The following is a 26,044-nucleotide window of genomic DNA, read 5'->3' as shown; positions in this document are numbered from 1 at the left end:
TTCGGAACGGGTCCGAGGGGCCACCGTACGCGGTGAGGAAATCGTGCGGTCCCGCTTCGGCGGCGGCGCGCGCGGGCGCGGGGCAGCCCCGGCGGGACTCAGCCGCCCAGTGAATCCGCCAGCTGGGAAGCCAGTTTCCGCGCCATGTCCTGCATTTCCTCGCTGTCCGGGACGACTCCGAGCGTCGCCGACTGCTCCGCGTACTCGATGGTCACCATGACGTTCGACGTGCGGAACGCCACAGTCACGGTGCGCCGCTTCGCCGTCGAGCCGGAGCTGCTGAGCGCGTCGTCCACGAACGCCTCGTCACCCAGGTCGTCCAGCAGCCGGGGCTGGACCTCGGCGGGGGACGCGGTCGACGAGGACGATCCCGATCCCGAGGGGGAGGACGAGGGGGAGGACGAGGGGGCGGACGCCGAGGACGAGGGCGTGCCGCCCGCACCGCCGGCCGGTTCTCCGGACTCGCCGGGCTCCCCGGAGGACGCCGAAGAGCTGCCGGACGGGGAGTCCGAGGTGGCGGACCCGGACTCCGAAACGACCGGCTCGGGCAGGTCGGCCGCCGCCACCTGCCGCGCGAAGAGCTGCTCGGCCTCGCTGTCGTCGCTCACGGCGCCGTCGTACGACACCACCCGCTCGAAGTCCACGAAGAGATGGTCCGTGGCCTCGGCCGACTCCACCTTCCAGCGGCAGCCGACCTTGCGGTCCGTGTCGTACGCGAGCGTCGGCTCGCCCGCGTACGCCCGCTCGCGCTGCTCCTCGTCGGCGATCTCCTCGATGCCGGGCAGGAGGGTGTCCAGCGCCTTGTGGCCGACCGCGCCGCACGGCTCCGGAAGGGTGCGGTACTTGCCGGGCTCGGCCGCCTCGGTCGCGACCCCGGGCTGCCCCGGGTTCGAGTCGTCCGCGGTGGCGCCGCCGCCCGAGCCGCCGGTGCAGCCGGCCAGCAACGCCGCCAGGAGGGCGGCGACGCCCGGTACGTAGGCCTTCCGCTGCACGGTGCGGCTCCTCTCGCCGGTGTGGCTGTGGTCGGTACTCCAGTGTCCCCGCTGGTTATTCGCTTGCCGCGCGGGGGCGTCCCCTGGAGACAATGTGTATCGCACGCGCCGCCGTGAACGCCGGTCAGTCGTCCCTTTGGCTGCCCTTGGCGCCGGTTTTGCGCTTCGAGACTTCTGTTTGTTTTCCGGGGGAATGAGGACGATATGTCGTACGTGGAAATGCCGGGCGCGAAGGTGCCGATCCGGATGTGGACCGACCCGGCGACGGTCGAGGAGGGCGCGCTCCAGCAGCTGCGCAACGTCGCGACCCTGCCGTGGATCAAGGGCCTCGCGGTCATGCCGGACGTGCACTACGGCAAGGGCGCGACGGTCGGCTCCGTGATCGCGATGCAGGGCGCCGTGTGCCCGGCCGCGGTGGGGGTCGACATCGGCTGCGGAATGTCGGCCGTGAAGACGTCCCTGACCGCGAACGACCTCCCGGGCGACCTGTCCCGGCTGCGCTCGAAGATCGAGCAGGCGATTCCCGTGGGGCGGGGGATGCACGACAGTCGCGTTGAGCCGGGGCGCTTCCACGGGCTGGCGACCGGCGGGTGGGACGACTTCTGGGGGCGGTTCGACGGGGTGGCGGAGGCGGTGAAGTTCCGGCGCGAGCGGGCGGGCAAGCAGATGGGCACGCTTGGATCCGGCAACCACTTTGTGGAGGTCTGCGTCGATGCGTCCGATTCTGTCTGGCTCATGCTGCACTCCGGTTCTCGCAACATCGGCAAGGAGCTGGCCGAACATCACATCGGCGTCGCCCAGCAGCTCCCGCAGAACCAGGGTCTGATCGACCGCGACCTCGCGGTCTTCGTCGCGGACACTCCGCAGATGGCCGCGTACCGCAACGACCTGTTCTGGGCGCAGGAGTACGCGAAGTACAACCGCACCCTCATGATGGCGCTCCTGAAGGACGTGGTCCGCAAGGAGTTCAAGAAGGCCAAGCCGGTCTTCGAGCCGGAGATCAGCGCACACCACAACTACGTGGCCGAGGAGCGGTACGACGGGATGGACCTGCTGGTGACCCGCAAGGGCGCGATCCGCGCGGGTTCCGGGGACTACGGGATCATCCCCGGTTCCATGGGCACGGGTTCGTACATCGTCAAGGGTCTCGGGAACGCCAAGTCCTTCAACTCCGCGTCCCACGGAGCCGGTCGGCGGATGAGCCGGAACGCCGCCAAGCGCCGCTTCTCCACGAAGGACCTGGAGGAGCAGACGCGGGGCGTGGAGTGCCGCAAGGACTCGGGCGTCGTGGACGAGATCCCGGGCGCGTACAAGCCGATCGACCAGGTCATCGACCAGCAGCGCGACCTCGTGGAGGTCGTGGCGAAGCTGAAGCAGGTCGTTTGCGTGAAGGGGTAGTCAGGGTGGTGGAGCGATCATTGCGCATCGCTCCACCGTGCTGACTGCGCATCGGAGCGCATATAGGTGCCGATGGCTGTACTACTCGTGCTGAGAAAGATGAAAGGCATGCCTCGCCTTGTGAAGCCCACCGACCCGTCGGCATCGATGAGGCCCCGGAGGCAGTCGCGGCTTGCGAACTCGCCGTGAGGAGGCGAGATGGTCGCCAGTTCAACCGTCGTTCGCGTAATCGGATTTGCTTCACTCCGGTGAGTTACTGAGTTACTCACCGGCGTCAGCCCTCCCGGTGCACCTTCGTGTTCGAGGCCTGGGCGCGGGGGCGGACGACCAGGAGGTCGATGTTGACGTGGGCGGGGCGGGTGACCGCCCAGGTGATGGTGTCGGCGACGTCGTCGGCGGTGAGGGGGGCGGCGACGCCCTGGTAGACCTTGGCCGCCTTGTCCTGGTCGCCGGCGAAGCGGGTCAGGGCGAACTCGTCGGTCTTGACCATGCCGGGCGCGATCTCGACGACGCGGACCGGGCGGCCGACGATCTCCAGGCGCAGGGTCTCGGCCAGGACGTGCTCGCCGTGCTTGGCGGCGACGTAGCCCGCGCCGCCCTCGTAGGTGGACAGGCCCGCGGTGGAGGAGACGACCACGACCGTGCCGTCGCCGCTCGCCTCCAGCTTGGGGAGCAGGGCCTGGGTGAGGTTGAGGGTGCCGATGACGTTCGTCTCGTACATGCGGCGCCAGTCGTCCGGGTCGCCGGTGGCCACCGGGTCGGCGCCGAGCGCGCCGCCCGCGTTGTTGACGAGGACGCCGACCGTCTTGAACGCGGTGGCGAACTCGTCGACCGCCTCGCGGTCCGTGACGTCCAGGGGGTACGCCGTCGCCTGGTGCCCGGCCGCCTGGATCTCCTCGGCGAGCGCCTCGACGCGGTCCTTGCGGCGGGCGGTGAGGACCACGCGGTACCCGGCCGCGGCCAGCTGCCGGGCCGTGGCGGCGCCGATGCCGCTGCTCGCGCCGGTGACGACGGCGATGCGGGAGGCGGCGGACGGGGCGGCTGCTGCGGTGGCCATGGTGCTGCTCCTCGGTCGGTGGTGCGGGTCGCCGACCAGGGTAGTCAGCCGCCGTTGCGCGGGGCCCACATGATCAGGGCCATCCCGGCGAGGCAGACCAGCGCCCCCGCGATGTCCCAGCGGTCCGGGCGGTAGCCGTCGGCGACCACGCCCCACAGGATCGAGCCGGCCACGAAGATCCCGCCGTACGCGGCGAGGATGCGGCCGAAGTGGGCGTCGGGCTGGAAGGTGGCGACGAAGCCGTAGGCGCCGAGGGCGAGGACCCCGCCCGCCGCCCAGAGCCAGCCGCGCTGCTCGCGCACCCCCTGCCAGACCAGCCAGGCGCCGCCGATCTCGAACAGGGCGGCGACGACGAAGAGGGCGGCGGAGCGGAGCACGAGCATGCGGGCAGCTTCGCACGGACCTGCGGAATAACGGGTCGGGGGCCACCGTTGGACGGGTATAGTTGAACCGTCAACAAAGCGGAGGTTGAGCGATCATGCAGTTCGGCATCTTCACCGTCGGCGACGTCACGCCCGACCCGACCACGGGCCGTACGCCGACCGAGCGTGAGCGCATCAAGGCGATGGTCGCCATCGCGCTCAAGGCGGAGGAGGTCGGGCTCGACGTCTTCGCCACCGGCGAGCACCACAACCCGCCCTTCGTGCCCTCGTCGCCGACGACCATGCTCGGCTACGTCGCGGCCCGCACCGAGCGGCTGGTGCTGTCCACCTCCACCACCCTGATCACCACGAACGACCCGGTGAAGATCGCCGAGGACTTCGCGATGCTGCAGCACCTGGCCGACGGCCGGGTGGACCTGATGATGGGGCGCGGCAACACCGGCCCGGTCTACCCCTGGTTCGGCAAGGACATCCGCGAGGGCATCGACCTCGCCGTCGAGAACTACAACCTGCTGCACCGGCTGTGGCGCGAGGACGTGGTGAACTGGGAGGGCAAGTTCCGCACGCCGCTCCAGGGCTTCACGTCCACCCCGCGTCCGCTGGACGGTGTCGCGCCCTTCGTGTGGCACGGGTCGATCCGCTCGCCGGAGATCGCCGAGCAGGCGGCCTACTACGGCGACGGCTTCTTCCACAACAACATCTTCTGGCCCGCCGACCACACCAAGCGCATGATCGAGCTGTACCGGGCCCGCTACGCCCACTACGGGCACGGCACGCCCGAGCAGGCGATCGTCGGCCTCGGCGGCCAGGTGTTCATGCGGAAGAACAGCCAGGACGCGGTCCGCGAGTTCCGGCCGTACTTCGACGAGGCGCCGGTGTACGGGCACGGGCCGTCGCTGGAGGACTTCACCGCGCAGACGCCGCTCACCGTCGGCTCGCCGCAGCAGGTGATCGAGAAGACGCTCGCCTTCCGCGACTACGCCGGTGACTACCAGCGCCAGCTGTTCCTGATGGACCACGCCGGGCTGCCGCTGAAGACCGTCCTGGAGCAGCTCGACCTGCTCGGCGAGGAGGTCGTGCCGGTGCTGCGCGAGGAGTTCGCCAAGGACCGTCCGGCGGGCGTGCCGGACGCGCCGACCCACGCGTCCCTGCTGGCCGCCCGGAAGGACGCCCCGACCGAGGAAGGAGTACGCGCATGAAGCTCGTCGTCGTCTCCGCGGGGCTGAGCGTGCCGTCGTCCACCCGGCTGCTCGCCGACCGGCTGGCCGCGGTCGCCGCCCCGGCGGCCACCGCGCCCGAGCCCGGCCCGGCCGACGTCGGGGTGATCGAGCTGCGCGACCTCGCCGTGGAGATCGCGCATACCTTCACCAACGGCTTCCCGGCACCGGCGCTCGCGGACGCGTTCGCCGAGGTCGCGGCGGCCGACGGACTGATCGTCGTCACGCCGGTGTTCTCGGCGTCGTACAGCGGGCTGTTCAAGTCGTTCTTCGACGCGCTGAGCGTCACCGACGAGGACGCCCTCACCGGGAAGCCGGTCCTGATCGCCGCGACCGGCGGCACCGCCCGGCACTCCCTGGTGCTGGAGCACGCACTGCGGCCGCTCTTCGCCTACCTGAAGGCGGTCGTCGTCCCCACCGGCGTGTACGCCGCCTCCGAGGACTGGGGCGCGCAGGGGCTGGACGCCCGGATCGGGCGGGCCGCGACCGAGCTGGCGGCGCTGATGTCGGGGCTGTCGGGGTCCGCACGGGCGTCCGGGCCGTCGGCGGGGCGCGCGCTGCCCAAGCGGGACTCCTTCGAGGAGGTCACGCCGTTCGCGGAGCGGCTCGCCGCGCTGAGCGTCCCGGGCCCGAGCCCGGCGCCGTAGGGCGGCCGCCTGCGGGGGCCGGGCACCGGCCGTACCACCGCATCGTGTGCTGCCACGGGGTTCCCGCCCGGCCCGGTCGGCGGTTCACTACGGTGCGGCCAGGATGAGCAAGCCCCAGCCAGGACGGTCGTGACGGCCCTCGCGGTGACCGGGCACATGGACCTGAGGGAGGAGAGCGTCCCCACGGTCCGCGCCGCCCTGGACGAACTGCTGCCCCGCTACTGGGACTTGGGCCCGAGGAAAGCGCTGGTCGGGATCTCCTGCATCGCCAAGGGGGCCGACTCGCTGTTCGCCGCAGCACGGTCGAGCCCGACGACGCCCCCTCTTCGACCGCCTCGCCGCAGCAGCCGACGAGATCGTCGTACTGCCCCGCGAAAGGGCCGACCGGCAGGCGTACGAGGCCGCCAACGCCCTGCTGCTCGAATGTGCCGACCGGCTGATGGCCGTGTGGAACGGCGAACCGCCCAGCGGCCTGGGCGGCGGCACCGCCGACCTGGTGCTCGCGGCCCGGGAGGCGGGGATCCCCGTCGACGTCGTGTGGTCGGCCGGGGCCGCGCGCCGGGCGGACTCCCGGTAGGAAGGGCCGCCGACCGGCGCGGACCGGCGCCGGAACCCGGAACCCGGCACGGGAAGCGGTTCGGAAGTGGTGCGCCGCTGGTTGAGGAAGCGGGGTCGCTGATGCCGTAAGGGCATGTCGACGTCACCGGCGGCCGTACGCCCCACCGCTGTCGCCGGCGCCGGCACCGGTGTCATGACTCCCGGTGCCGGTGTTGGGGAGCCGTGTGGTGCGCAGATAGGTGCCGAGTACCGACAGGTCGGTCCGCTCCAGGTCGGCCGGGCGGATCACGACGCGCAGCTCCGGGGCGGTCGCCGGGTCGCGGCGGCAGTGGTCGGCGAAGCTCTCCACGATCATGAGCAGCAGCCGGGTGCGGTCCAGCTCCACGATCCGGGCCAGCCCGGAGCCGATCAGGGGGATCGCGAGCGGCCGGTACATCCCGTACCGGGCGACGGCCGGCCACAGGGTGTCCAGGCTCGCCCGCAGGTCGGCGGGGCCGGAGCGGGCGACGAGGTCGTTGCCGAGCCGGGAGTAGGCCACCGCGAAGACCCGGCGGCCGTCCACCGTCAGCGGGACGGTGGTGCCCAGCGGGTAGCGCACCCGCCGGCCGCGCGGCTTGTCCTGGGGCCGCTCGGTGCGCACCGGCCTAAACGCCCTCAGCCCGGCCTGGATCCGGTCGTCCAGCAGCTTGCGCTCCCCGCCGAACAGCCGCTGAACCAGCTGGCCCTGGACGCTGTCCCGGCTGATCACCAGGTCCTGCTCGGTGGCGGTGTCGAAGGTGTCGGTGAACCCGACGACGAGATTGGCGTCGTCCTGGTCGAACAGGTCGCCCCGCACCACCACGAGGTCGCCGGCACCGGGGAACGGCTGCCGCAGCAGCTCCCGTCCGTGCCGCTCGCGCAGCCGGGCCCGCAGGGCGCCGAGCAGCTCGGCGACGTCCTGGTCGTCCGGCCGCTCCCGGGCCATCCGCTCGGCGACCGGCAGCGCGAGGTCGTGGCGGCCCAGGTCCATCCGGCTGCGGATCAGCTGGCGGCGGGCGGTCTCGTACAGCGCGGTGAGCCGGCGCACCAGCGGCCGGGCGAAGTCCTCGTCGCCCGCCTCGGCCAGGGGACGGCCGCGCACCAGGGCCAGCGCCGCGGCCAGCCGGTCGGCGGCCGACGCGGGCGCCGCGAGCAGCGCGGAGTCGACCAGGTCGGTGAACTCCGCGCAGTCCAGTTCGCCGGGCGCCAGCACCAGCCGGTACGCCGTCTCGGGCGCCGGGCCGGTCAGCAGTTGCTCGGTGCGCAGCACCCGGGCGCCGTCACCGCGCTGCGCGGGGTCGAGGGCGCGGCGCAGTTCGAGGACGCGTTTTTGCACCTCGTTGCGGTGGCGCTGCGCCGCGTGCGGCTGCTCGCCGTCGAGTGCCCACACGTCCCGGTGCAGCCGGCGTACCGGGACGGGCTCGCCGTCCGCCGCCACCAGCCGGACCAGCAGCCGTGTCGTCAACGGGGTCAACCGGGCGGGTACGCCGTCGATTTCGAGCCTGGCCGGACCCAGGACGCTCACACGGATGCGCGCCATACAAGTGGTCTCCACTCGCTTCACACTCTCCCGACCGGTGGTCGCGGGAGAGGTGTCGGCAGCGTATCAATTGTCCGTTTGGGGGAGTTGTGGTTTCGGACGGTTCCTGCGGGGCCGGCCCCCGGGGCACGTACCGCGGTGACGGGACGTGCCCCGGGGGCCGGTTGCGCCGGTCCCCCGAGCGGCGCCGGATCCGCCGGACGACTGCGCCGGCGGTGGCAGGAGGCCTACGGCCGGCGGCGGTAGGCGGACAGGTGGCGGAAGGGGTAGGTCTGGCGCCAGTCGGAGCCGGTGTCGTTGACCGTGCAGCCCGCCAGCTTCAGCCGCTCCACGACCTTGCCGAGCGCCGTCTCGGAGCCGTCGAAGCGGACCACGTTGCGGCCCGCGATGTCGGCGATCGGCCGCACCCCGCCGACCTCGACGATCAGCGTGCGCTCGGGGTAGGCCATCAGCACCATGCCCAGCTCGATCAGGACGTTGGGGCGCGGCTGGCACACCGGCCGGGTCTCGTAGTCCGGTTCGTCGTGGCCGCGCAGGTCCGGGTGGAGGGTGACGACGTCGTCCGGGGTGAGCAGGACCAGCGCCGCCTGGGCCTGGGCCGGGGCTGCCGCGACCACGTCGCCGAGGAAGGGGGAGGCCTGGCCGGTCGCCCGGACCAGGTCCTCCCACTCCTTGGGCCGCAGGTCGAGCCGGCGCAGCAGCTCGTACATCTCGCGCCGCACCTGGTCGTCGCGGCCGTGCACGACGAAGACGCTGCGGGCCCGCTCCGCGTCCTGGGGCACCGCCGCGGCCGGGCGCCGCCATCCGTCGCCGTACGGCTGTGCGGGCGGGGTGGACGGCGCGGGCGGCGCGGCCTGGACGGGGGAGTTGTCGCCGAAGGTCTGGGTGGTGTCGGTGTTGCCGGTGCTCTGGTTGCCGCCGAAGTTGTTGGTGCTGCCCTGGCCGAAGCTGTTGCCGTGGAACTGCTGGCCGCTCATGCCTGCCGTGCCTCCCTGGTGACGCCGGAGTTGTTGCCGAAGGTCTGGGTGGTGTTGGTGTTGCCGACGCTCTGGTTGCCGCCGAAGTTGTTGGTGCTGTTGGCGCCGAAGTTCTGCTGGAGGATGTTGGTCTGGTTCGCCTCGTGCTCCCGGGTGTCGACGTCGTGGTCGCGCAGGAAGTCGCCGACGATCTGCAGCAGATGGCGCTCGATGATCTGGATGTACTTGATCGCGTCCGACTCCTGGAAGAAGTGGTGGAAGTCGTGGTCGGGCGCCAGCTCGCGGACGCTGGTGAGGGCGCCGCAGTCCACCGCGGTCAGGGCGTAGCGGCCGAGCCGGAACTCGCTGGTGTCGGCGGGCTGGCCCACCAGCTTGCGCACGGTGTCGGTGGAGAAGCGGCTGGGCAGCCGTTCGCGCAGCGGGTTGGTGATCAGCCGCAGCAGCTCGCCGGGCGCGCTGCGGGTCACGTCCCAGGCGATGCGGCACATGAGCTTGCCGTCGATCGCGGCCGGCAGCCGGTCGGCGAGGTGGAAGCTCTCCGGCAGGGGGCCGAGCACGTAGGTGTAGAACTCGGTGTGCAGGGTGCTGCCCTTGATGTCGAAGCCGATGAACACCGAGGTGACCAGCTCCTGTTGCCAGGCCCCGATGCGGACGCACAGGTACTCGCGGCGGGCGTCGTAGTCCTCCCGCCAGTGTGCGGCGGTGTGGTCGGGGTGGCCGGGGTCGGGGGTGTCCAGGAGCACGGCGACGGGGTCGCTGCCCTCGGCGGTCCGCACCGCCTTGGTGAACCGGCGCCGGTCGACCGAGAGCAGTTCGACGCGGTGGCTCGGTGCGGGCTTGTCGCGCAGTTCCGCCAGCAGCTCCTCGCAGACCCGGGTGGTGATGTCCTCGACCGTGAAGGGGATGATCGGCTTGCGTTCCGTCCGCCCGCCCCCGCCCGTGCCGTCCGTGCTGCCCGTGCCGTCCGTGCTGCCCGTGGCGTCCGCGCTGCCCGTGCCGTTCGGGCCGTCCGCCGGTCCGTGCTGGGCGGGGACGTGCCCGTTGAGCAGGTTCTGGCCGAGCGCGCCGCCCCGGGACTTCGGGGCGCCGAGCAGCAGTTCCGCGTTGGCCCACCGCTTGACCGAGTGGCCGGCGCCGATGAAGGGCTTGTAGCCGCCGTAGTACACGGTGTCCGAGGCCTGCTCGCGGTTGATCTTGCCGACGAGTTCCGGGGTGAGGCGCGAGGTGATCGGGTGGGAGCCGTCGAACCCGGTGCGGTCGTCCGCCGGGGGTGCGAGGTGCTCGGCGAGGGTCTGCAGGATGGCGAGCCTGCGCAGGAACATCGTGGCCCAGGCGAGCCAGAACGCGAACAGGGCGGCCGTCCAGCCGCCCAGTACGCCCGCGGCCATGAGCAGCGCGATGACGACCGCGCCCGCGGCGAGGGCGATCAGCTGGTTGCGGCGCAGGTTGTGGGCGGCCAGCGCGTGCGCCAGGACGGGCGCGGCGTCGTAGTCGTAGGAGGGGGCCACGACCCGGTAGCGGTGGGTCAGCAGCTCCCGGATGACGGCCTTGCGGTAGTGGGGGTCGAGGTAGGTGCCCGCGCACAGCAGGCGGGTGGCGTTGCTCGTCGTGTCCGGGGGCGGCGGGGCGGCGTGGGTGGTCATGGCTGCTCAGTTCCCTTCCCGCATGTCGGCCGAGGTGATGACGCCGCCGCTGACGGTGTAGGTGCCCTCGAACGTCGTCTGCGTGCCGTCGGTCTCCCAGGCCACGACCGTGACCGAGACGTCGTCGCCGGACGTGCCGGTCACGGTGACGTCGTCCCGCTGCGTCGTCCCGAAGCCGGCGACGAAGGAGTCGTAGTCCTGGTCGAGGTTCTTGCCGCCCAGTTCCCACGCGGTCGCGAAGTCGCGGTTGTTGATGGCGTCGAAGTACGCCGTCACGGTCGCCTCCGGCCCGCTCCCGTCGGCGGTGGTGTCCTCGGTGGCCGTGTCGTCGGTGGCCGTGTCGTCGGTCGTGTCGTCGGTCGTGGTGTCGTCCGTGGGGGTCTCTTCCGTGGTGCCGTCGTCGTACGTGCCGTCGTCGTACGTGCCGTCGCCGTAAGTTCCGTCCTCGTACGTGCCGTCGCCGTAAGTTCCGTCGGTGTCGGTGCCGTCACCCGAGGCGCCGTCCTCCGAGGTGCCGTCGTCGGTCGTGCCGGACCCCCAGTCCGGCAGCGCTCCGCTGCCGTAGAGCCCGTCGGTGGCGGGCGCTCCGTCGTCCGGGCCGGTCGCGGCGAGCACGACGGCCAGCACGACTATGAGGACGAAGGGGACCGCGATCACGGTCAGTGCCTGGTTGCGTACGGGGCCGGGCGTGAGTGCGAGCCCCGGTGCGGGGTAGGAACCCCTGGCGCCGGACGGGACGCGTGTACTGCTCATCTGTCACCTCATTGCCGCCGGTATCCGGCCGGGCGGATACGGCACGCGCCCCGAGTGGGCCGATGTGCCTTGTGCATCGACCGATCCGACCAGTGGCGGCGCTTCCGGAACCAGATTTCCGGGGTTCCGATGCGCTTCCGATCGGCTTCCGGTATGGCCGGCCCGTTGATCGCCCCGTTGATCGCCCCGGGGCGGTTCACCGGCACCCAAGCCCTGGTGAACGCTTCCGGAAACCGGCAATGCGGATAGGCGGCACCGTCACACATCATGGGGCGCACGGGGGAGCACTGCGCGGAGGGGGCGGGACGATGACGACGAAGACGACGCGCAGTCCGTTCGTCCGCCCCCTCCGCCCCCTCCACCGGCTCCGCCCCCGTCCCGACGAACCCGGCCGCGCCCCGCGCGCCGCCGGCGCCGCGGCACACGGCCGCCGCGCCGTCTGAGACCCGCCCTCCGCCTCTGCCGGGGGACCGGCGCGGGCGCGGTCCGTTCGAAGATCCGCCCCCGGAACCACGCCTGTCCGCACGGGCGTCACCACACCAACATCGGCGGCGGCCGGCCGCGCTCGTCCGGCCGCCGCGACAGCCGCCTCATGCCGTAAGGACGTATGCCATGGAAGTCATCGGTGTCCTCGCCGTCGTCTGTCTGCTCGTCGTCGCCGTCGTGCTGTTCGGCGTCTCGCGGCTCTTCCGCAAGGTGGAGCAGGGCAAGGCGCTGATCGTCTCGAAGATGCGCAAGGTGGACGTGACCTTCACGGGTCAGGTGGTGCTGCCGGTGCTGCACCGGGCCGAGGTGATGGACATCTCGGTCAAGACGATCGAGATCACCCGGGCCGGCAAGGAGGGGCTGATCTGCCGGGACAACATCCGGGCGGACATCCGCATCACGTTCTTCGTCAAGGTCAACAAGACCGTCGAGGACGTCGTCAAGGTCGCCCAGGCGGTCGGCACGGCCCGTGCCAGCGACCGGGACACGCTGCAGGAGCTGTTCCACGCGAAGTTCTCCGAGGCGCTGAAGACCGTCGGCAAGCAGCTGGACTTCACCGACCTCTACACCAAGCGCGAGGAGCTGCGGTACCGGATCATCGAGGTCATCGGCGTCGACCTCAGCGGGTACCACCTCGAGGACGCGGCCATCGACTACCTGGAGCAGACGCCGCTGACCCAGCTGGACCCGGCCAACGTCCTGGACGCCCAGGGCATCCGGAAGATCACCGAGCTGACGGCCGTCGAGCACGTGCGCACCAACGAGGCCCGGCGCACCGAGGAGAAGGAGATCACCCGGCAGAACGTCGACGCGCGCGAGGCCGTACTGGAGCTGGAGCGCCGGCAGGCCGACGCCGAGATCAAGCAGAAGCGCGAGATCGACACCACCCGGGCCCGCGAGGAGGCCGAGACGGCACGGGTGGTGGAGGAGGAGCGGCTGCGCGCGCAGGCGGCGTTCCTGCGCACGGAGGAGCAGCTCGGCGTGCAGCGCGAGAACCAGGCCCGGGAGGTCGCGGTCGCCGCGAAGAACCGCGAGCGGGTCATCGCCGTGGAGAACGAGCGCATCGAGAAGGACCGCATGCTGGAGGCCATCGGCCGCGAGCGGGAGACCGAGCTGACCCGGATCGCCGCCGAGAAGGAGGTCGAGGCGGAGAAGCGCAGCATCGCCGAGGTCGTCCGCGAGCGGGTCGCCGTGGACCGCACGGTCGCCGAGCAGGAGGAGTCCATCAAGAAGCTGCGCGCCGTGGAGGAGGCGGAGCGGGACCGGCAGACCGTGATCATCGCCGCCGAGGCCCAGGCGCAGGAGCGGCTGGTCAAGGACATCAAGGCCGCCGAGGCGGCGGAGGCGGCGGCCACCCACCGCGCCGCCGAGGAACTCACCATGGCCGAGGCCCGGTTGAAGAGCGCCGACCTGGAGGCGCAGGCCAAGCTGCGGATGGCCGAGGGAATCCAGGCCGAGGCGGCCGCGGCGGGCCTTGCGGCGGTCCAGGTCCGCGACAAGGAGGCCGACGTCATCGAGAAGGCCGGCCGCGCCGAGGCGGAGGCGACCGGGGCCCGGATGCGCGCCGAGGCCGAGGGCGCGCGGGCCAAGGCCCTCGCCGAGGCGGAGGCGATCGGCAGCAGGCTGAAGGCGGAGGCCGCCGGGCTCACCGAGAAGGCCGCAGCGATGGCCGCCCTGGACGACGCCTCGCGCGGCCACGAGGAGTACCGGCTGCGCCTGGAGGCGGAGAAGGACATCCGGCTGGCCGGCCTGGACGTGCAGCGGCAGGTCGCCGAGGCCCAGGCCACGGTGCTCGCCACCGGTCTGGAGAACGCCGACATTGACATCGTCGGCGGCGACACGGTCTTCTTCGACCGCCTGATGTCCTCGGTCGCGCTCGGCAAGGGCGTCGACGGGTTCGTCAAGCACTCCGAGACGGCACAGGCCCTCGCGGGGCCCTGGCTGGACGGCTCGTCGAGCTTCACCGACGACCTGACCCGCGTGCTCGGCTCGTTCTCCACGGCCGACGTGCAGAACCTGACGGTCTCCGCGCTGCTGATGAAGCTGATGAAGGCGGGCGGCACGGACGCCGGGCAGGTCCAGCGCCTCCTGGACCGGGCGGGCGAGCTGGGCCTCGCCGACACCCCGCTCACCGCCCTGAACGGCACGGCCAGGGTCTGACCGGCCATCACCGACCGGGTGCCGGGACCGCCGTACGGGGGTCGACGGTTCCGGCGCCCCGCTCGCAGGAAGGGACCAACCGCTCATGGCCACCGCTCCGGAGAAGGCTACGACCGGCACGCACGACACCGGCGACACGGGCGACACCGCGGACACCGGCGACACCGCCGACGCCGGTGCGTACGAGGTGCTGCGCGACCGTCTCGCCGCGCAGAGCGCCGACCTCGCCCGCCGCGCCGGACTCCTCAACGCCCGCCGGGTGGCGGAGTTCGGCTCGGCCCGGCTCGAACTGGCCTCCACCGAGCGGCTGCGCACCGAGCACCCGGGGGTGCCGTGCGACCTCGCCGCCGTCGGCGACGCCCTGCTCCTCGGCTCCACCGGCCGCCCGGGGCACCGCACCGTCGTGGCGGCCGTGGCGGCCGTGGCGGACGTGGTGGACGTGGCGGATGTCTTCACGCTGTACGACCGCGACCTGAACCCGCTGCCCGAGCAGGCCGTGCCCGGCCTGCTCGACGACCCCGCCTTCGTACGGGAGTTCGCCGACCTGCACCGCTACTACCGGCAGGCCCGGCTGCTGCGGCTGCGCCCCGTCGGCGGCAGGCTGCTGGCCGTCTTCCGCACCGGCGAGAAGGCCGACGACATCCGCGTCCTGCGCTGGGAACTCACCGAGGACGGGCGGGCGGCCTTCCTGGACGCGCGGGGCGAACGCGACGACGTGTTCCCGCCGTCCCACGACTTCGAGTGGAGGGCCGCGACCCGCGAGGACCACGTTCTGGGCCGCCACCCGCACGTCTCGGTGCGCGGCGAGTTCCACGTCAGCGCCGTCGGCGGCGCCCTCACCGTCAAGCTGGAGGACGACACCGAGACGGCCGGGGGCGTCTACTCCGAGCCGGTCGCCGAACCCCTCCAGTCCCTGGCCGACGCCGACATCGCGCACGCCCGGGTGGGTGCCCTGATCCTGCTGCGGGTCCGGCCCTATAAGGAGGACACCGACCGGCACCTGGTGTTCAACACCCTCACCAAGTCGGTGGTCCGCCTGGACGGCATCGGCCTGGCCTGCCGCCGCCTGCCCGACGACCAGGGCATCGTCTTCCCCGGCGGCTACTGCCTGGCCACCGGAGTGCACAAGACGTACGAACTCGACGCGACCGGGCTGGAGTTCGAACGCGAGGTGCGCTCGCCGAACGGCGAGGACGTGCTGTACGCCTTCCACGCGCGCGGCGAGAGCCGGGGCCTGCTGCTGTCGTACAACACCATCCGCAAGGAGGTCGCCAACCCGCTGCCCTGCCGGGGCTGGGCGCTGGCGGAGGACGGCACCTTCACCGTGCTGCGCGCGGACGGCGACGAACCCGCCCAGGTGCACCCCGTGCAGCTGTGGCACTCGCCGTACGTCTCCGACACGCACGCCGCCGCCGCGCCCGCCGGGAGCGGCCCGCTGGCCCGCGTCGGCAACGCCGACCTGGTGCGCGGCATCTCCGCCTGCCTGTCCGTCGCCGGGGCCGTCGGCGAGGGCATCACCACCGCCGAGGGCTACCGGGCGCTCGCCGCCTCCTGCGTGCGCGCGGCCGACGGCCACCACTGGCTGGGCGAGGCGGACCTGGGCGACCTGGCCGGCGCGCTGGCCGCGGTCCGGGAGACCGCCGAGCAGGTACTGGCCGAGTTCGAGACCGTACGGGACCTGACCCGGCGGGCCGCCGGGGCCCGCGACGAGGCCGCCGAGCGGATCGCGTCGGTGGTGCGGCGGCTGCGCGGCGAGGCGCCCAAGGAGGCCGCCGCCTGGGTACGGGGCCTGACCGAACTGCGGCACGCCCACGGGCACCTGCTGACCGTCAAGGAGATGCGGTACGCCGACGCCCCCGGCATCGACGCCCTCGCCGAGGAGGCCGAGGCGTCCCTCGCCGAGCTGGGCCGGCGGGCCGTGGCCTTCCTCGCCCGCGAGGACGCCTTCGACGCCCAGCGCGCGGACGTCGAAGCGCTCGTCGCCGACGCGGAGGCCATCGCCACCGTCGCCGAGGCCGGACCCGTCGCGGCCCGGCTCGACGAACTCGCCGACGGGCTGCGCACGGTCACCGACGTCGTCGCCGAACTCGACATGGGCGACGCCACCGTCCGCACCGCCCTGCTGGAACGCGTCGCCGCCGTCCTGGGCGGCGTCAACCGCGCCCGCGCCACCCTCGACGCCCGCCGCCGCGCCCTCCTCGACCGCGAGGGCCGCGCCGAGTTCACCGCCGAGACCGCCCTGCTCGGCCAGGCCGTCACCGCCGCGCTCGCCGCCGCCGACACCCCCGAGCGCTGCGACGACCAGCTGGCGCGGCTCCTTGCCCGGCTGGAGGACCTGGAGTCCCGTTTCGCGGAGTTCGACGGCTTCCTGACCGAACTCGCCGACAAACGCACCGAGATCTACGACGCGCTCGCCGCCCGCAAACAGTCCCTCTCCGACACCCGCGCCCGCCGCGCCGAGCAACTCGCCGCCTCCGCCGCCCGGATCATGGAGACGATCACCCGGCGCTGCGCCACCCTCGCCGACGCCGACGCGGTCAGCACGTACTTCGCCTCCGACCCCATGCCGGCCAAGGTCCGCCGCACCGCCGACGAACTGCGCGCCCTCGGCGACAGCGTCCGCGCCGAGGAACTCGACGGGCGCCTCAAGTCCGCCCGCCAGGAGGCCTCCCGCGCCCTGCGCGACCGCACCGACCTGTACGCCGACGACGGCCGCACCCTGCGCCTGGGCGCCCACCGCTTCGCCGTCAACACCCAGCCCCTCGACCTCACCCTCGTCCCCGACGGCGACGGGCTCGCCTTCGCCCTCACCGGCACGGACTACCGCTCACCGGTGACCGACCCGGACTTCGCGGCCACCCGCGCGCACTGGGACCGCACCCTCCCCTCGGAGTCCCCCGGCGTCTACCGCGCCGAACACCTCGCCGCCCGCCTGCTGCGGCAGCACGGCGCGAGCACCCTCGCCGACGCCGACGACCTGCCCGCCCTCGTCCGCGAGGCCGCGCAGGAGGCGTACGACGAGGGCTACGAGCGGGGCGTGCACGACCACGACGCGACGGCCGTCCTGACCGCGCTGCTGCCCCTGTACGACAACGCCGGGACCCTCGTCCACGAGCCGGCCGCCCGCGCCGCCGCCCAGCTCTTCTGGGCGCACGGCACAACACCGCGAGCCCGCGAGACGTGGACCCGGCGCGCCCGCTCCCTGGCCCGCGCCCGCGACACCTTCGGCCTCTCCGGCGCCGTCGCGGCCCTGGAGGAGGAACTGGCGGGAGCCGTCGCCGCGTGGACGCGGACGGGCTCGGTTGCGGGACCGGTTCCGGGACCAGTACTGGTACCGAGCCCGGGGGAGACCGTGGCCGTCCCGGCGGACCCGGAGACCGCGGCCGGCTGGGGCGCCGGTTCACCGGCGGGGGCTTCCGGTTCGGTGACCGGGACGGCCGGGGCGGCTGGCCTGGCGGCCGGGGACGGCTCGCCTGCGGGGGCGGACGGTTCCTTCGCCGCGGGGGCTGTTGGCCGGGCGGCGGGTGTGCCCCGGGGCGGCGGGGGAGTGGCCCGCTCGGCCGGAGGGTTCGCCGGGGCGGCCGAGGACGGTTCGCTGGTGGGGGCGGCCGGTTCCTTCGCCGCGGGGGCTGTTGGCCGGGCGGCGGGTGTGCCCCGGGGCGGCGGGGGAGTGGCCCGCTCGGCCGGAGGGGTCGCCGGGGCGGCCGAGGCCACCGGTATTCCGACCGGCATGACCGGCGCGACCGGCGCGACAGGCACGACCGGCATGACCGGCGCGACCGGCGCGACAGGCACGACCGGCATGACCGGCGCGACCGGCGCGACCGGCGCGACCGGCGCGACCGGCGCGACAGGCACGGCAGGTATGACCGGCACGGTCGGCGCGACAGGCACGGTCGGCATGACCGGCGTGGCCGGCTGGCCCGCGGAGCTGTTGGGCTCCGGTGCGGAGCTTGCCCGCGCGGCCGCCGCGTACCTCTTCCACGAACTGACCACCGACCCCGGGGGCTTCGTCCTCGGCGCCGGTACCCGCACGCTGCTGGAGAAGTTCCGCCGCACGGTGGGCACCCCGGCCTACGACGAGGACCTGGCCGCGCTGGACGACCTGGCGGCCCGCGGGCAGCTCGCCGAGGCGTGGATCTCCTCGTACGCCGCCGCCGGCGGCACCGGCCTCACCCCCGGCGACCTGGCCGAGGCGGTGGCCGCCGAGCTCTGTCCCGACCTGCCCCGCTACGACGGCGACGTTCCGCCGACGGCCACGGCGGAGGGCCTGCTGGGCACCCACCCGCGCATCACCGGAGGCCGGCTGCCGCTGCGCCTCGACGAGTTCCTCGCCCGTACCGCCCGCTTCGCCGCGCACGACGTCCCCGCGTTCCGCGCCTACCAGCGGCGCCGTACCGCCCTCGTGGGCGCCGAGCGGGCCCGCCTGCGCCTGGACGACCACAGGCCGCGCGTCATGTCCGCCTTCGTCCGCAACCGGCTCGTGGACGAGGTCTACCTCCCGCTCGTCGGCGACAGCCTGGCCAAACAGCTCGGCGCCACCGGCGACGGCAAGCGCACCGACACGGGCGGCCTCCTGCTGCTGCTCTCCCCGCCGGGATACGGCAAGACGACCCTGGTCGAGTACGTCGCCGAGCGCCTCGGCCTGATGCTGGTGAAGGTCGGCGGCCCCGCGCTCGGCCACGGCGTCACCTCGCTCGACCCGGCCGACGCCCCGAACGCCACCGCACGCCAGGAGGTGGAGAAGATCAACTTCGCGCTGGCGTCGGCGAACAACACGCTGCTCTACCTGGACGACATCCAGCACACCTCGCCTGAGCTGCTCCAGAAGTTCATCCCGCTGTGCGACGCCACCCGCCGCGTGGACGGCGTGCGGGACGGCGCGCCCCGCACCTACGACCTGCGCGGCAAGCGCTTCGCCGTCTGCATGGCCGGCAACCCCTACACCGAGTCCGGCGCCCGCTTCCAGGTCCCCGACATGCTCGCCAACCGGGCCGACGTCTGGAACCTCGGCGACGTCCTCACCGGCAAGGAGGAGGCCTTCGCGCTCAGCTTCCTGGAGAACGCGCTCACCGCCAACCCGGTCCTGGCCCCGCTCGCCGGCCGCGACCGCGCCGACCTGGAGCTGCTCGTCCGCCTCGCCACCGGCGACCCCACCGCCCGCGCCGACCGCCTCGGCCACGCCTACCCGCCGGCCGAGCTGGAGCGGATCCTGTCCGTCCTGCGCCACCTGGTGGCCGCCCGCGAGACGGTGCTGGCCGTCAACGCCGCCTACATCGCCTCCGCGGCCCGGTCGGAGGAGACCCGTACCGAACCCGCCTTCCGGCTCCAGGGCTCCTACCGCAACATGAACAAGATCGCCCAGCGCGTCCGCCCCGTCATGAACGACGCCGAACGCGCCGCCGTCCTCGACGACCACTACACCGCCGAGGCGCAGACCCTGACCCACGGGGCCGAGGCCAACCTCCTCAAGCTCGCCGAACTGCGCGGCACGCTCACCCCCGAGCAGGCCGACCGCTGGGCCGAGGTGCGCGCCGCCCACGTCCGCGCCCGCACCCTCGGCGGTCCGGACGACGACCCGCTCACCCGTGCCGTCGCCGCGCTGGGCCTGCTCGCCGACCGCGTCGCCGCCGTGGAGTCCGCCATCACCCGCGCCGCCGACCCCCGCCACCTCCTGGCCGACCCGCACGCGCGGCACGCCGCCGGCGGAACAGAGCGGTGAGCGCGGGGCCGGTCACAGCCCCGCTCACAGCCGCTCACAGCCGCTCACAGTCCCGTTCACAGCCGCTCACAGCTCCGCCGTGTCCGTCACGTCGAAGGCGTCCAGCAGGCCGGACGCGTCCGGCGGCCCCGCGTCGAGCCGCTGCTCGGACCAGATGGTCTTGTCGTGCCGGCTGTGCCGGACGCCCCAGTGGGTGCTGAGCCGCATCACGATGAACAGGCCCCTGCCGCCCTCGTCGTTGTCCCGGGCCCGGCGCAGATGGGGGCTGGCGTTGTTGGCGTCCGTGACCTCGGTCAGCAGCCGGCCCCGGTCGCGGATGAGCCGCAGCCGCACCGGGCCCTTGCCGTAGCGGATGGCGTTGGTGACGAGTTCGCTGACGACGAGTTCGGTGGTGAAGACCGACTCGTCCAGGCCCCAGGACGCGAGCTGCCGGTCGACGAGCCGCCGGGCGGTGCCCACCACGGAGGCGTCGGCGGGCAGCGTCCAGTCCGCGACGTGCTCCGACGGCAGCGCTCGGGTGCGCGCGAGCAGCAGGACGGCGTCGTCGTGGCGGGAGGGCGCCATGTGGTAGACGGCGGTGTCGCACAGCTCCTGCAGCGGCCGGGTCGTGGAGGCGAGGATGTGTTCGAGACGGCGCCGGGCGGTGTCCTCCCGATCGCCGTTGCCCCGGGTGAGGCCGTTGGTGTGCAGGGCCAGCAGGGTGCCCGGCGCCAGTTCGAGCACGGCCGGGGTGAAGACGTGTCCGCCGCCGGTCCCGAGCGGCGGCCCCTGCGGGACGTCCACGGCGCGGGGGACTCCGTCCGGGTCGACGACGACGGGGGCGGGGTGCCCCGCGCGGACCATGGCGCAGTGCTGGGTGACGGGGTTGTAGACGGTGACCGCGCAGGTCGCCAACGCGGCGTTGCCGCCCGGACCGGAGGCGTCCGCCAGCTGGGAGGCGACCTCGTCCAGGTGGGTCAGCAGCTCGTCCGTCTCCAGGTCCCGCAGGGCGAGGGTGCGCACGGCGAGGCGCAGCTGCCCCATCGTGGCCGCCGCCTCGATGCCGTGGCCGGTGACGTCGCCGACGACGAGGGCGACGCGCGTGCCGGAGAGGGGGACGACGTCGAACCAGTCGCCGCCGGCGCTCTCGGGCAGGTACACGTGGGCGGTCTCCACCGCCGAGAGCAGCGGGATCGCGCCGGGCTGCAGCCGCCGCTGGAGGGCGGCCGCCACGGTGTGCTCGCGTCGGTAGCTGTGCGCGTTGTCCAGGTGCACGGAAGCGGTGAACGCCGCCTGCCGGGCCACGTCCAGATCGGCCTCCTCGAAGGGGTCGGCCCGGTGCCGGTACAGGGTCAGCAGCCCGAGCACGGTGTCCCGGGCCAGCAGCGGGGCGACGATCATGGAGTGCACGCCCGTCCGGACCAGCGGCTCGAAGCCCTCCGGGTCGGTGGACAGCCAGGGGTCGTCGGAGGAGACGCGGACCAGCCGGGCCCGCATGTCGTTGAGGACCTGCGTGTACGGGGTGGGGAAGGGGAGCGGACGGCTGTCGCCCTCCTTGCGGCTCACCGCGGCGGTCGGCGGGGCGAACGCCACCCTCCGCAGCGGAACCTCCGTCCCCGGGGGACCGGCCGCCCGCTCGGCCGCGACGACACCGTCGTCCAGCAGGTCGACGGTGGCCGCGTCGGCGAAGGCGGGCACCAGGGCCGCCACCAGTTCGTCGCCGGTGGTCCGTACGTCCAGCGTGGAGCCGACGGTCGCGTGCACCTCGCTGAGCACGGCGAGCCGGTCCGCCGCGGCCTGCCGCTCGGTCACGTCCTCGACCACGCCCACCAGACCGGGCCTGCCGTCGCCGAGGTCGTGCAGCGGGAAGAGGGACACCTCGACGGCGAGGGTGCGGTGCGGACCGGACGGCGCCCTGCCCCGGACCAGGCGGCCCCGCAACGCCTCGCCGGTCGACAGGACCTCGTCGATCAGCATCTGGAGTTCGCCCGCTTCGAACCCGGGGGCGAAGTCGGCGATGCCCCGTCCGACGACGTCCTCCTCGGACAGCCCCCGCACTCCCCGGCCGGCGGGGTTGTAGCGGGTGACCCGCTGCTCGGAGTCGAAGACGAACAGGCCCTGGGGCGAGTTGGCGAACAGCGCGTTGAGCACCGCGGCGTCGCCGATGGGATCGCGAGTCACGCATGCTCTCCCTTCGCGGCCTTCCCCTTCACCTTCCTCACCTTCCTCACCTTCTCGCATCGGCCCCGTCCGGCAACTCGGCCGGAGGATGTGCTTGGCTCGACGCGACCGCCGACAGCGGCAACTGGGGGAAGCGGGATCCGGGGGAAGTGGGAACCGGGGGAAGCGGGAACCGGAAGAAGCGGGAACCGGGGAAGGGAGACGGACTGCCGTGCACGTGCTGATCCTCGGCGGCACCACGGAGGCCCGCCGCCTGGCCGAACTGCTGGCGGCCGGGCAGCCGGCGGGGCCACGCGTGACGACCTCCCTGGCAGGACGGGTCTCCGCGCCCAGGAGACCACCCGGCGAGGTACGCGTCGGTGGCTTCGGCGGCGCCGACGGACTGGCCGCCTGGCTCCGCGAGCACGCCGTCGACCTGCTCGTCGACGCCACCCACCCCTTCGCCGGCACCATCACCCGCAACGCGGCACACGCCGCCGCCACCGCCCGGGTCCCGCTGCTCGCGCTGCAACGCCCCGGCTGGCGGCCGGTCGACGGGGACGTCTGGCACGAGGCCGGCTCCCTGCCGGAGGCCGCCGCACTGCTGCCCGCGCTCGGCCGGCGGGTCTTCCTGACCACCGGCCGCACGGGCCTGGCCGTCTTCGCCCCGCTGGCCGACCCGTGGTTCCTCGTCCGGTCCGTCGACGCGCCCGAGGGGCCCCGCCCGCCCCGCACGGAAGTCCTGCTGGACCGCGGCCCCTTCACCCTCGAAGGGGAGCGCGAGCTGCTGCGCCGGCACCGGATCGACGTCCTGGTCACCAAGGACAGCGGGGGAGCGGCCACCGCCCCGAAGCTGACGGCGGCCCGTGAGGCGGGGCTGCCGGTGCTCGTGGTGCGCAGGCCCCCGGTGCCCGAGGGGGTACCGGTCGTGACCGAACCCGGGCAGGCGGCACGGTGGGTCGCGGGGGCCCGCGCGAGGCGCAACCCCTAGGTCACGTGCGGGCCGCCGTACCGCGCGCGGCTCACTCCTCCTCGCCGGCGATCGCGTTGATCGCGGCGGCGGCGAGCGCGCTGCCCCCGCGACGCCCCCGTACGACGAGGTGCTCCACCCCGGACGGGTGGGCGGCCAGCGCCTCCTTGGACTCGGCGGCACCGACGAAGCCGACGGGTACGCCGATGACCGCGGCCGGGCGCGGAGCCCCCTCGCCGATCATCTCCAGCAGCCGGAAGAGCGCGGTGGGCGCGTTGCCGACGGCGACCACGGCACCGTCCAGCCGGTCGCGCCACAGCTCCAGCGCGGCGGCGCTGCGCGTGGTGCCGAGCCGGGCCGCCAGCTCGGGGACGGCGGGGTCGGACAGGGTGCACACGACGTCGTTGTCCGCGGGCAGCCGGGCGCGCGTCACACCGCTCGCCACCATCCGCACGTCGCACAGCACGGGCGCACCGGCGCGCAGGGCCTCGCGGGCGCGGGAGACGACGCCCGGGGACCAGGACAGATCGCGGACCAGGTCGACCATGCCGCAGGCGTGGATCATCCGGACCGCGACCCGGCCGACGTCGGCGGGCAGCCCGGACAGGTCGGCCTCCGCGCGGATGGTGGCGAAGGACTGGCGGTAGATGGCCGCGCCGTCCTTCTCGTACTCGTACTCGTACTCGTTCTTGGAGTCGTACGGGGTCACGGTGCTCTTCTCGCTGTTCTCGGTCGGCGGACGGCCACGGCGGGGAGCATACCGACAGGTGTGCGGCGGCGGTTTGCGGTGCGCCGCACGGTGAAACCCGGCAGGAACCACCCGGACGTACCCGTGAACGGAAGGGAAGCGGCCGCCATGCCCACCACCGTCAACGACCTGCTCCGCACCTACCCGGCCGACCTGGGCGGCGTGGACCGGGAGGCCATGGCCAGGTGTATCGAGGAGTGCCTCAGGTGCGCCCAGGCGTGCACCGCGTGCGCCGACGCCTGCCTGTCGGAGCCCACGGTCGCGGATCTGACCAAGTGCATCCGCACCGACATGGACTGCGCCGACGTCTGCACCGCCACGGCCGCGGTCCTGTCCCGGCACACGGGCTACGACGCCAACGTGACCCGGGCCGTGCTCCAGGCCTGCGCGACCGTCTGCGCGGCGTGCGGCGACGAGTGCGCCCGGCACGCCGGCCTGCACGAGCACTGCCGGGTCTGCGCGGAGGCGTGCCGGAGCTGTGAGCAGGCGTGCCAGGAACTGCTCGCCGGCCTGGGCTGAGGCCGGCGAGCAGTTCGTCGGGGGTCGTCGGGGAACGGTCCGGGTCCGGCCGGTCAGTGGTAGGCGTGGACGACGGCGTGGCCCTTGCCGCGGCCGATCATCCACTTGTTGACCGGCGTGGTGATCACGAACGCCACGGCGAAGCCGCCGAGCAGGGCGTACCAGAACAGCCCGTCCGACAGATGCGCGTCCATCGCGCCCGGTACGAGGGCGATGATGCCGTTGTCGACCAGCTCCATCACCGCGATGGAGACGGTGTCGGCGGCCAGCGCCACCTTGATCGCGGCCTTCATGGACACCCCGGCGCGCACGACCGCGAAGAGGGTGAAGGAGTAGCCGAAGACGAAGGCCAGGGCGATGGCCAGCACCATGGTCGGCACGTTGCCCCACATCAGCGCGGTGCCGATGACCATGCCGAGGATCTCGCCGATGGCGCACCCGGTGAGGCAGTGCAGCGTCGCCTGCATGGCGGTCGCCCAGGTGGTGCCGTGCCCGTGCCCGTGCTCGTGGCGGTGTCCGTGCCCGTCGTCCTCGGGGGCGGAGTGGTGCGTGCTGTGGTCCATGTCGTGGTCCATGACGGAGAAGATATACCCCCGGGGGGTATCCAGTCCAGGAGATGGCCCCGTCACCAGGCCTCCGATTCCTCCGATTCCTCCGATTCCTCCGATTCCTCGGCCCCGTCCGTCGCGGGCGCCGTCCGGCCCGTCCCCCGCACCCGCGCCGCGACCAGCGGGAACACGAGCACGGAGACCATCGCGGCGCCGACCAGCGAAGCCGCCTGGTCCGTGGCGATCAGCTCCTGGTCGACGCCGATGGTCGTGATGGCGACGACCAGCGGCAGGCACGTCGAGGTGAACAGCGCCAGCGCCGCCCGGTCCCGGCGGTCGAGATCCCTGGGCGCGAGGAGGTACACCGGGCCCCCGTGCACCAGCAGGAAGAGCAGCAGGAACCCCGGCACCAGCAGCAGCGCGCCCGGGTCGTGCAGCAGCGCGTCCAGGTCGAACTCGATACCGGTGACCACGTAGAAGAGGGGCACGAGGAAGCCGAAGCCCATGGCCTCCACCTTGCCGAGGACCTCCCCGCTGCTCGCGGGCGCGGCCCGGAGCAGTACCAGCCGGGTCAGGACACCGGCCGCGAACGCGCCCAGCAGGACGTCGAGTCCGAACACCTCGGCGAGGCCCAGCATGCAGGCGAGCAGCAGCATCACGAACCGGACCGCGAACTGGCCGCTCGTGTGCAGGGTCCGCTCGGTCAGCCGGGCGAACCAGGGCGGTCTCGGGCGCAGCGCCCAGAACACGGCGGCGGCCGTGATCGCCCCGAACGCGGCCAGCAGCGCCGCCGACTCGGCCGGCCGCCGTCCGCTGAGCAGCAGCGCCACGGCGATCACGGGCCCGAACTCGCCGACCGCGCCGAACGCCGAGATAACCGTCCCGAACCGGCCGCGCAGCTCGCCGCTGTCCCGCAGCATCGGCAGTACGGTGCCGAGCGTGGTGCTGGTGAGCGCGGTGCCGATGACGAACGCCCCGAAGACGTCCCCGCGGCTGACGAGCAGCGCCAGCGCGATCCCGGCGACGAGGGCGATCGGCCAGGACCACAGGGAACGGCGCAGGGTGTCGCCCCGGACGGCGGCGAAGTCGATCTCGTAGCCGGCCAGGAAGATGAGCATGGACAGGCCGAGGTCGGCCAGCGTGTCCACGACGTCGTCGGGACGCGCCCAGCCGAGTACGTCCGGACCCATCACGATGCCGAGCGCGATCTCGAAGATGACCAGGGGGACCCGGACCCGCCGCCCCGTGGCGTGGACGAGGAGCGGCGCCAGGACCGCGGCGGCCAGGATCAGGACGAGGGTGCCCGGGTGGCTCATGAGGCACCGCCGTGCCGCCCGGCCACGGACTGCCGCGGACGTCGCCGCCCCGCCTTCCGTGCCATCGACGCTCCCTCGCGAACGGCGTGCCGGGACGGGACACCGACGGCGCCCGCCCCTGCCACTGTCGCCCGCCGGACAGACCGGGACTACCGGGCGTACGCCGGACGGAGGAGCGAAGGGAGGAGCGAAGGATGGAGCGAAAGAGGAGCGGCGAATCTCCGTTGCTCCCCCGCATGCGGTGGCCTACCGT

General features: G+C 73.3%; 18 protein-coding genes and 1 pseudogene. 8 read left to right on the top strand and 11 right to left on the bottom strand.

Going from position 1 to position 26,044, the window contains the following annotated elements; genetic code table 11:
* Positions 1-98: 98 nt before the first annotated feature.
* Positions 99-992: a DUF3558 domain-containing protein gene (locus tag ACFV9J_RS25795; protein ID WP_385357536.1), complete on the bottom strand. Its 894-nt coding sequence runs from the start codon at positions 990-992 to the stop codon at positions 99-101.
* Positions 993-1,196: 204 nt separating this feature from the next.
* Between ACFV9J_RS25795 and ACFV9J_RS25790 the strand changes: the two genes are divergently transcribed.
* Positions 1,197-2,390 carry an RtcB family protein gene (locus ACFV9J_RS25790; protein ID WP_385357534.1) on the top strand — a complete coding sequence of 398 codons (1,194 nt, stop codon included), beginning with the start codon at positions 1,197-1,199 and terminating at the stop codon, positions 2,388-2,390.
* Between the two features lie 274 nt (positions 2,391-2,664).
* On the opposite strand, the gene ACFV9J_RS25785 is transcribed toward ACFV9J_RS25790, so the two are convergent.
* Together ACFV9J_RS25785 and ACFV9J_RS25780 are read right to left on the bottom strand one after the other, a co-directional pair.
* The gene (locus ACFV9J_RS25785; protein ID WP_385357532.1) at positions 2,665-3,447 is read right to left on the bottom strand and encodes an SDR family NAD(P)-dependent oxidoreductase; all 783 of its coding nucleotides are present in this window, start codon (positions 3,445-3,447) and stop codon (positions 2,665-2,667) included.
* A gap of 44 nt (positions 3,448-3,491) precedes the next feature.
* On the bottom strand, positions 3,492-3,830 hold the full coding sequence (locus ACFV9J_RS25780) for a YnfA family protein (protein ID WP_030145264.1): 339 nt from the start codon (positions 3,828-3,830) through the stop codon (positions 3,492-3,494).
* Between the two features lie 95 nt (positions 3,831-3,925).
* On the opposite strand from ACFV9J_RS25780, the gene ACFV9J_RS25775 reads away from it, so the two are divergent.
* The 3 genes and pseudogenes from ACFV9J_RS25775 to ACFV9J_RS25765 all read left to right on the top strand — a co-directional run bounded on the left by ACFV9J_RS25775 (position 3,926) and on the right by ACFV9J_RS25765 (position 6,271).
* Positions 3,926-5,029 (top strand): LLM class flavin-dependent oxidoreductase, encoded by a 1,104-nt coding sequence (locus ACFV9J_RS25775; RefSeq protein WP_385357531.1) that lies wholly within the window; start codon positions 3,926-3,928, stop codon positions 5,027-5,029.
* Positions 5,026-5,694: a CE1759 family FMN reductase gene (locus tag ACFV9J_RS25770; protein ID WP_385357528.1), complete on the top strand. Its 669-nt coding sequence runs from the start codon at positions 5,026-5,028 to the stop codon at positions 5,692-5,694. Before ACFV9J_RS25775 ends, ACFV9J_RS25770 begins: the two co-directional genes overlap by 4 nt.
* 129 nt (positions 5,695-5,823) lie before the next feature.
* Positions 5,824-6,271, top strand: a pseudogene (locus ACFV9J_RS25765) (hypothetical protein).
* Between the two features lie 123 nt (positions 6,272-6,394).
* Here ACFV9J_RS25765 and ACFV9J_RS25760 read toward each other — a convergent pair.
* The 4 genes from ACFV9J_RS25760 to ACFV9J_RS25745 form a co-directional block, all read right to left on the bottom strand.
* Positions 6,395-7,810: a macro domain-containing protein gene (locus ACFV9J_RS25760; protein WP_385357525.1), complete on the bottom strand. Its 1,416-nt coding sequence runs from the start codon at positions 7,808-7,810 to the stop codon at positions 6,395-6,397.
* A 227-nt stretch (positions 7,811-8,037) separates the two neighbouring features.
* On the bottom strand, positions 8,038-8,787 hold the full coding sequence (locus ACFV9J_RS25755; RefSeq protein ID WP_385357522.1) for a TIR domain-containing protein: 750 nt from the start codon (positions 8,785-8,787) through the stop codon (positions 8,038-8,040).
* Positions 8,784-10,430 (bottom strand): hypothetical protein, encoded by a 1,647-nt coding sequence (locus ACFV9J_RS25750; RefSeq protein WP_385357520.1) that lies wholly within the window; start codon positions 10,428-10,430, stop codon positions 8,784-8,786. The genes ACFV9J_RS25755 and ACFV9J_RS25750 overlap by 4 nt, the downstream gene beginning before the upstream one ends.
* A gap of 6 nt (positions 10,431-10,436) precedes the next feature.
* Positions 10,437-11,183, bottom strand: a complete 747-nt coding sequence (locus ACFV9J_RS25745; RefSeq protein WP_385357518.1) for a hypothetical protein — start codon at positions 11,181-11,183, stop codon at positions 10,437-10,439.
* Positions 11,184-11,795: 612 nt separating this feature from the next.
* Here ACFV9J_RS25745 and ACFV9J_RS25740 point away from each other — a divergent pair.
* Both ACFV9J_RS25740 and ACFV9J_RS25735 read left to right on the top strand, forming a co-directional pair.
* Entirely contained in the window at positions 11,796-13,829 is a 2,034-nt protein-coding gene (locus ACFV9J_RS25740) for a flotillin family protein (RefSeq protein ID WP_385357515.1), read from the top strand.
* Between the two features lie 85 nt (positions 13,830-13,914).
* Positions 13,915-19,551: a DNA repair ATPase gene (locus ACFV9J_RS25735; protein ID WP_385357513.1), complete on the top strand. Its 5,637-nt coding sequence runs from the start codon at positions 13,915-13,917 to the stop codon at positions 19,549-19,551.
* Positions 19,552-19,617: 66 nt separating this feature from the next.
* Here the strand turns inward: ACFV9J_RS25735 and ACFV9J_RS25730 are convergent, their stop codons facing one another.
* Entirely contained in the window at positions 19,618-21,711 is a 2,094-nt protein-coding gene (locus ACFV9J_RS25730; protein WP_385357510.1) for a SpoIIE family protein phosphatase, read from the bottom strand.
* A gap of 211 nt (positions 21,712-21,922) precedes the next feature.
* On the opposite strand from ACFV9J_RS25730, the gene ACFV9J_RS25725 reads away from it, so the two are divergent.
* Complete coding sequence (locus tag ACFV9J_RS25725; protein WP_385357507.1) at positions 21,923-22,681, top strand: cobalt-precorrin-6A reductase; 759 nt, start codon at positions 21,923-21,925, stop codon at positions 22,679-22,681.
* Positions 22,682-22,712: 31 nt separating this feature from the next.
* Here the strand turns inward: ACFV9J_RS25725 and ACFV9J_RS25720 are convergent, their stop codons facing one another.
* Positions 22,713-23,369 (bottom strand): precorrin-8X methylmutase, encoded by a 657-nt coding sequence (locus tag ACFV9J_RS25720; protein WP_385357506.1) that lies wholly within the window; start codon positions 23,367-23,369, stop codon positions 22,713-22,715.
* Between the two features lie 147 nt (positions 23,370-23,516).
* Between ACFV9J_RS25720 and ACFV9J_RS25715 the strand changes: the two genes are divergently transcribed.
* The gene (locus ACFV9J_RS25715; RefSeq protein WP_385357503.1) at positions 23,517-23,927 is read left to right on the top strand and encodes a four-helix bundle copper-binding protein; all 411 of its coding nucleotides are present in this window, start codon (positions 23,517-23,519) and stop codon (positions 23,925-23,927) included.
* A 53-nt stretch (positions 23,928-23,980) separates the two neighbouring features.
* On the opposite strand, the gene ACFV9J_RS25710 is transcribed toward ACFV9J_RS25715, so the two are convergent.
* Positions 23,981-24,490 (bottom strand): DUF4396 domain-containing protein, encoded by a 510-nt coding sequence (locus tag ACFV9J_RS25710; protein ID WP_385357624.1) that lies wholly within the window; start codon positions 24,488-24,490, stop codon positions 23,981-23,983.
* A 62-nt stretch (positions 24,491-24,552) separates the two neighbouring features.
* Complete coding sequence (locus ACFV9J_RS25705; protein ID WP_385357501.1) at positions 24,553-25,791, bottom strand: cation:proton antiporter; 1,239 nt, start codon at positions 25,789-25,791, stop codon at positions 24,553-24,555.
* Positions 25,792-26,044 lie beyond the last annotated feature (253 nt).

It is taken from the genome of Streptomyces sp. NPDC059906, assembly GCF_042730645.1.
GTDB lineage: Bacteria > Actinomycetota > Actinomycetes > Streptomycetales > Streptomycetaceae > Streptomyces > Streptomyces rubrogriseus.
Note: the sequence above shows the minus strand (reverse complement) of the source record. Positions and strands in the feature narration are given on the sequence as shown.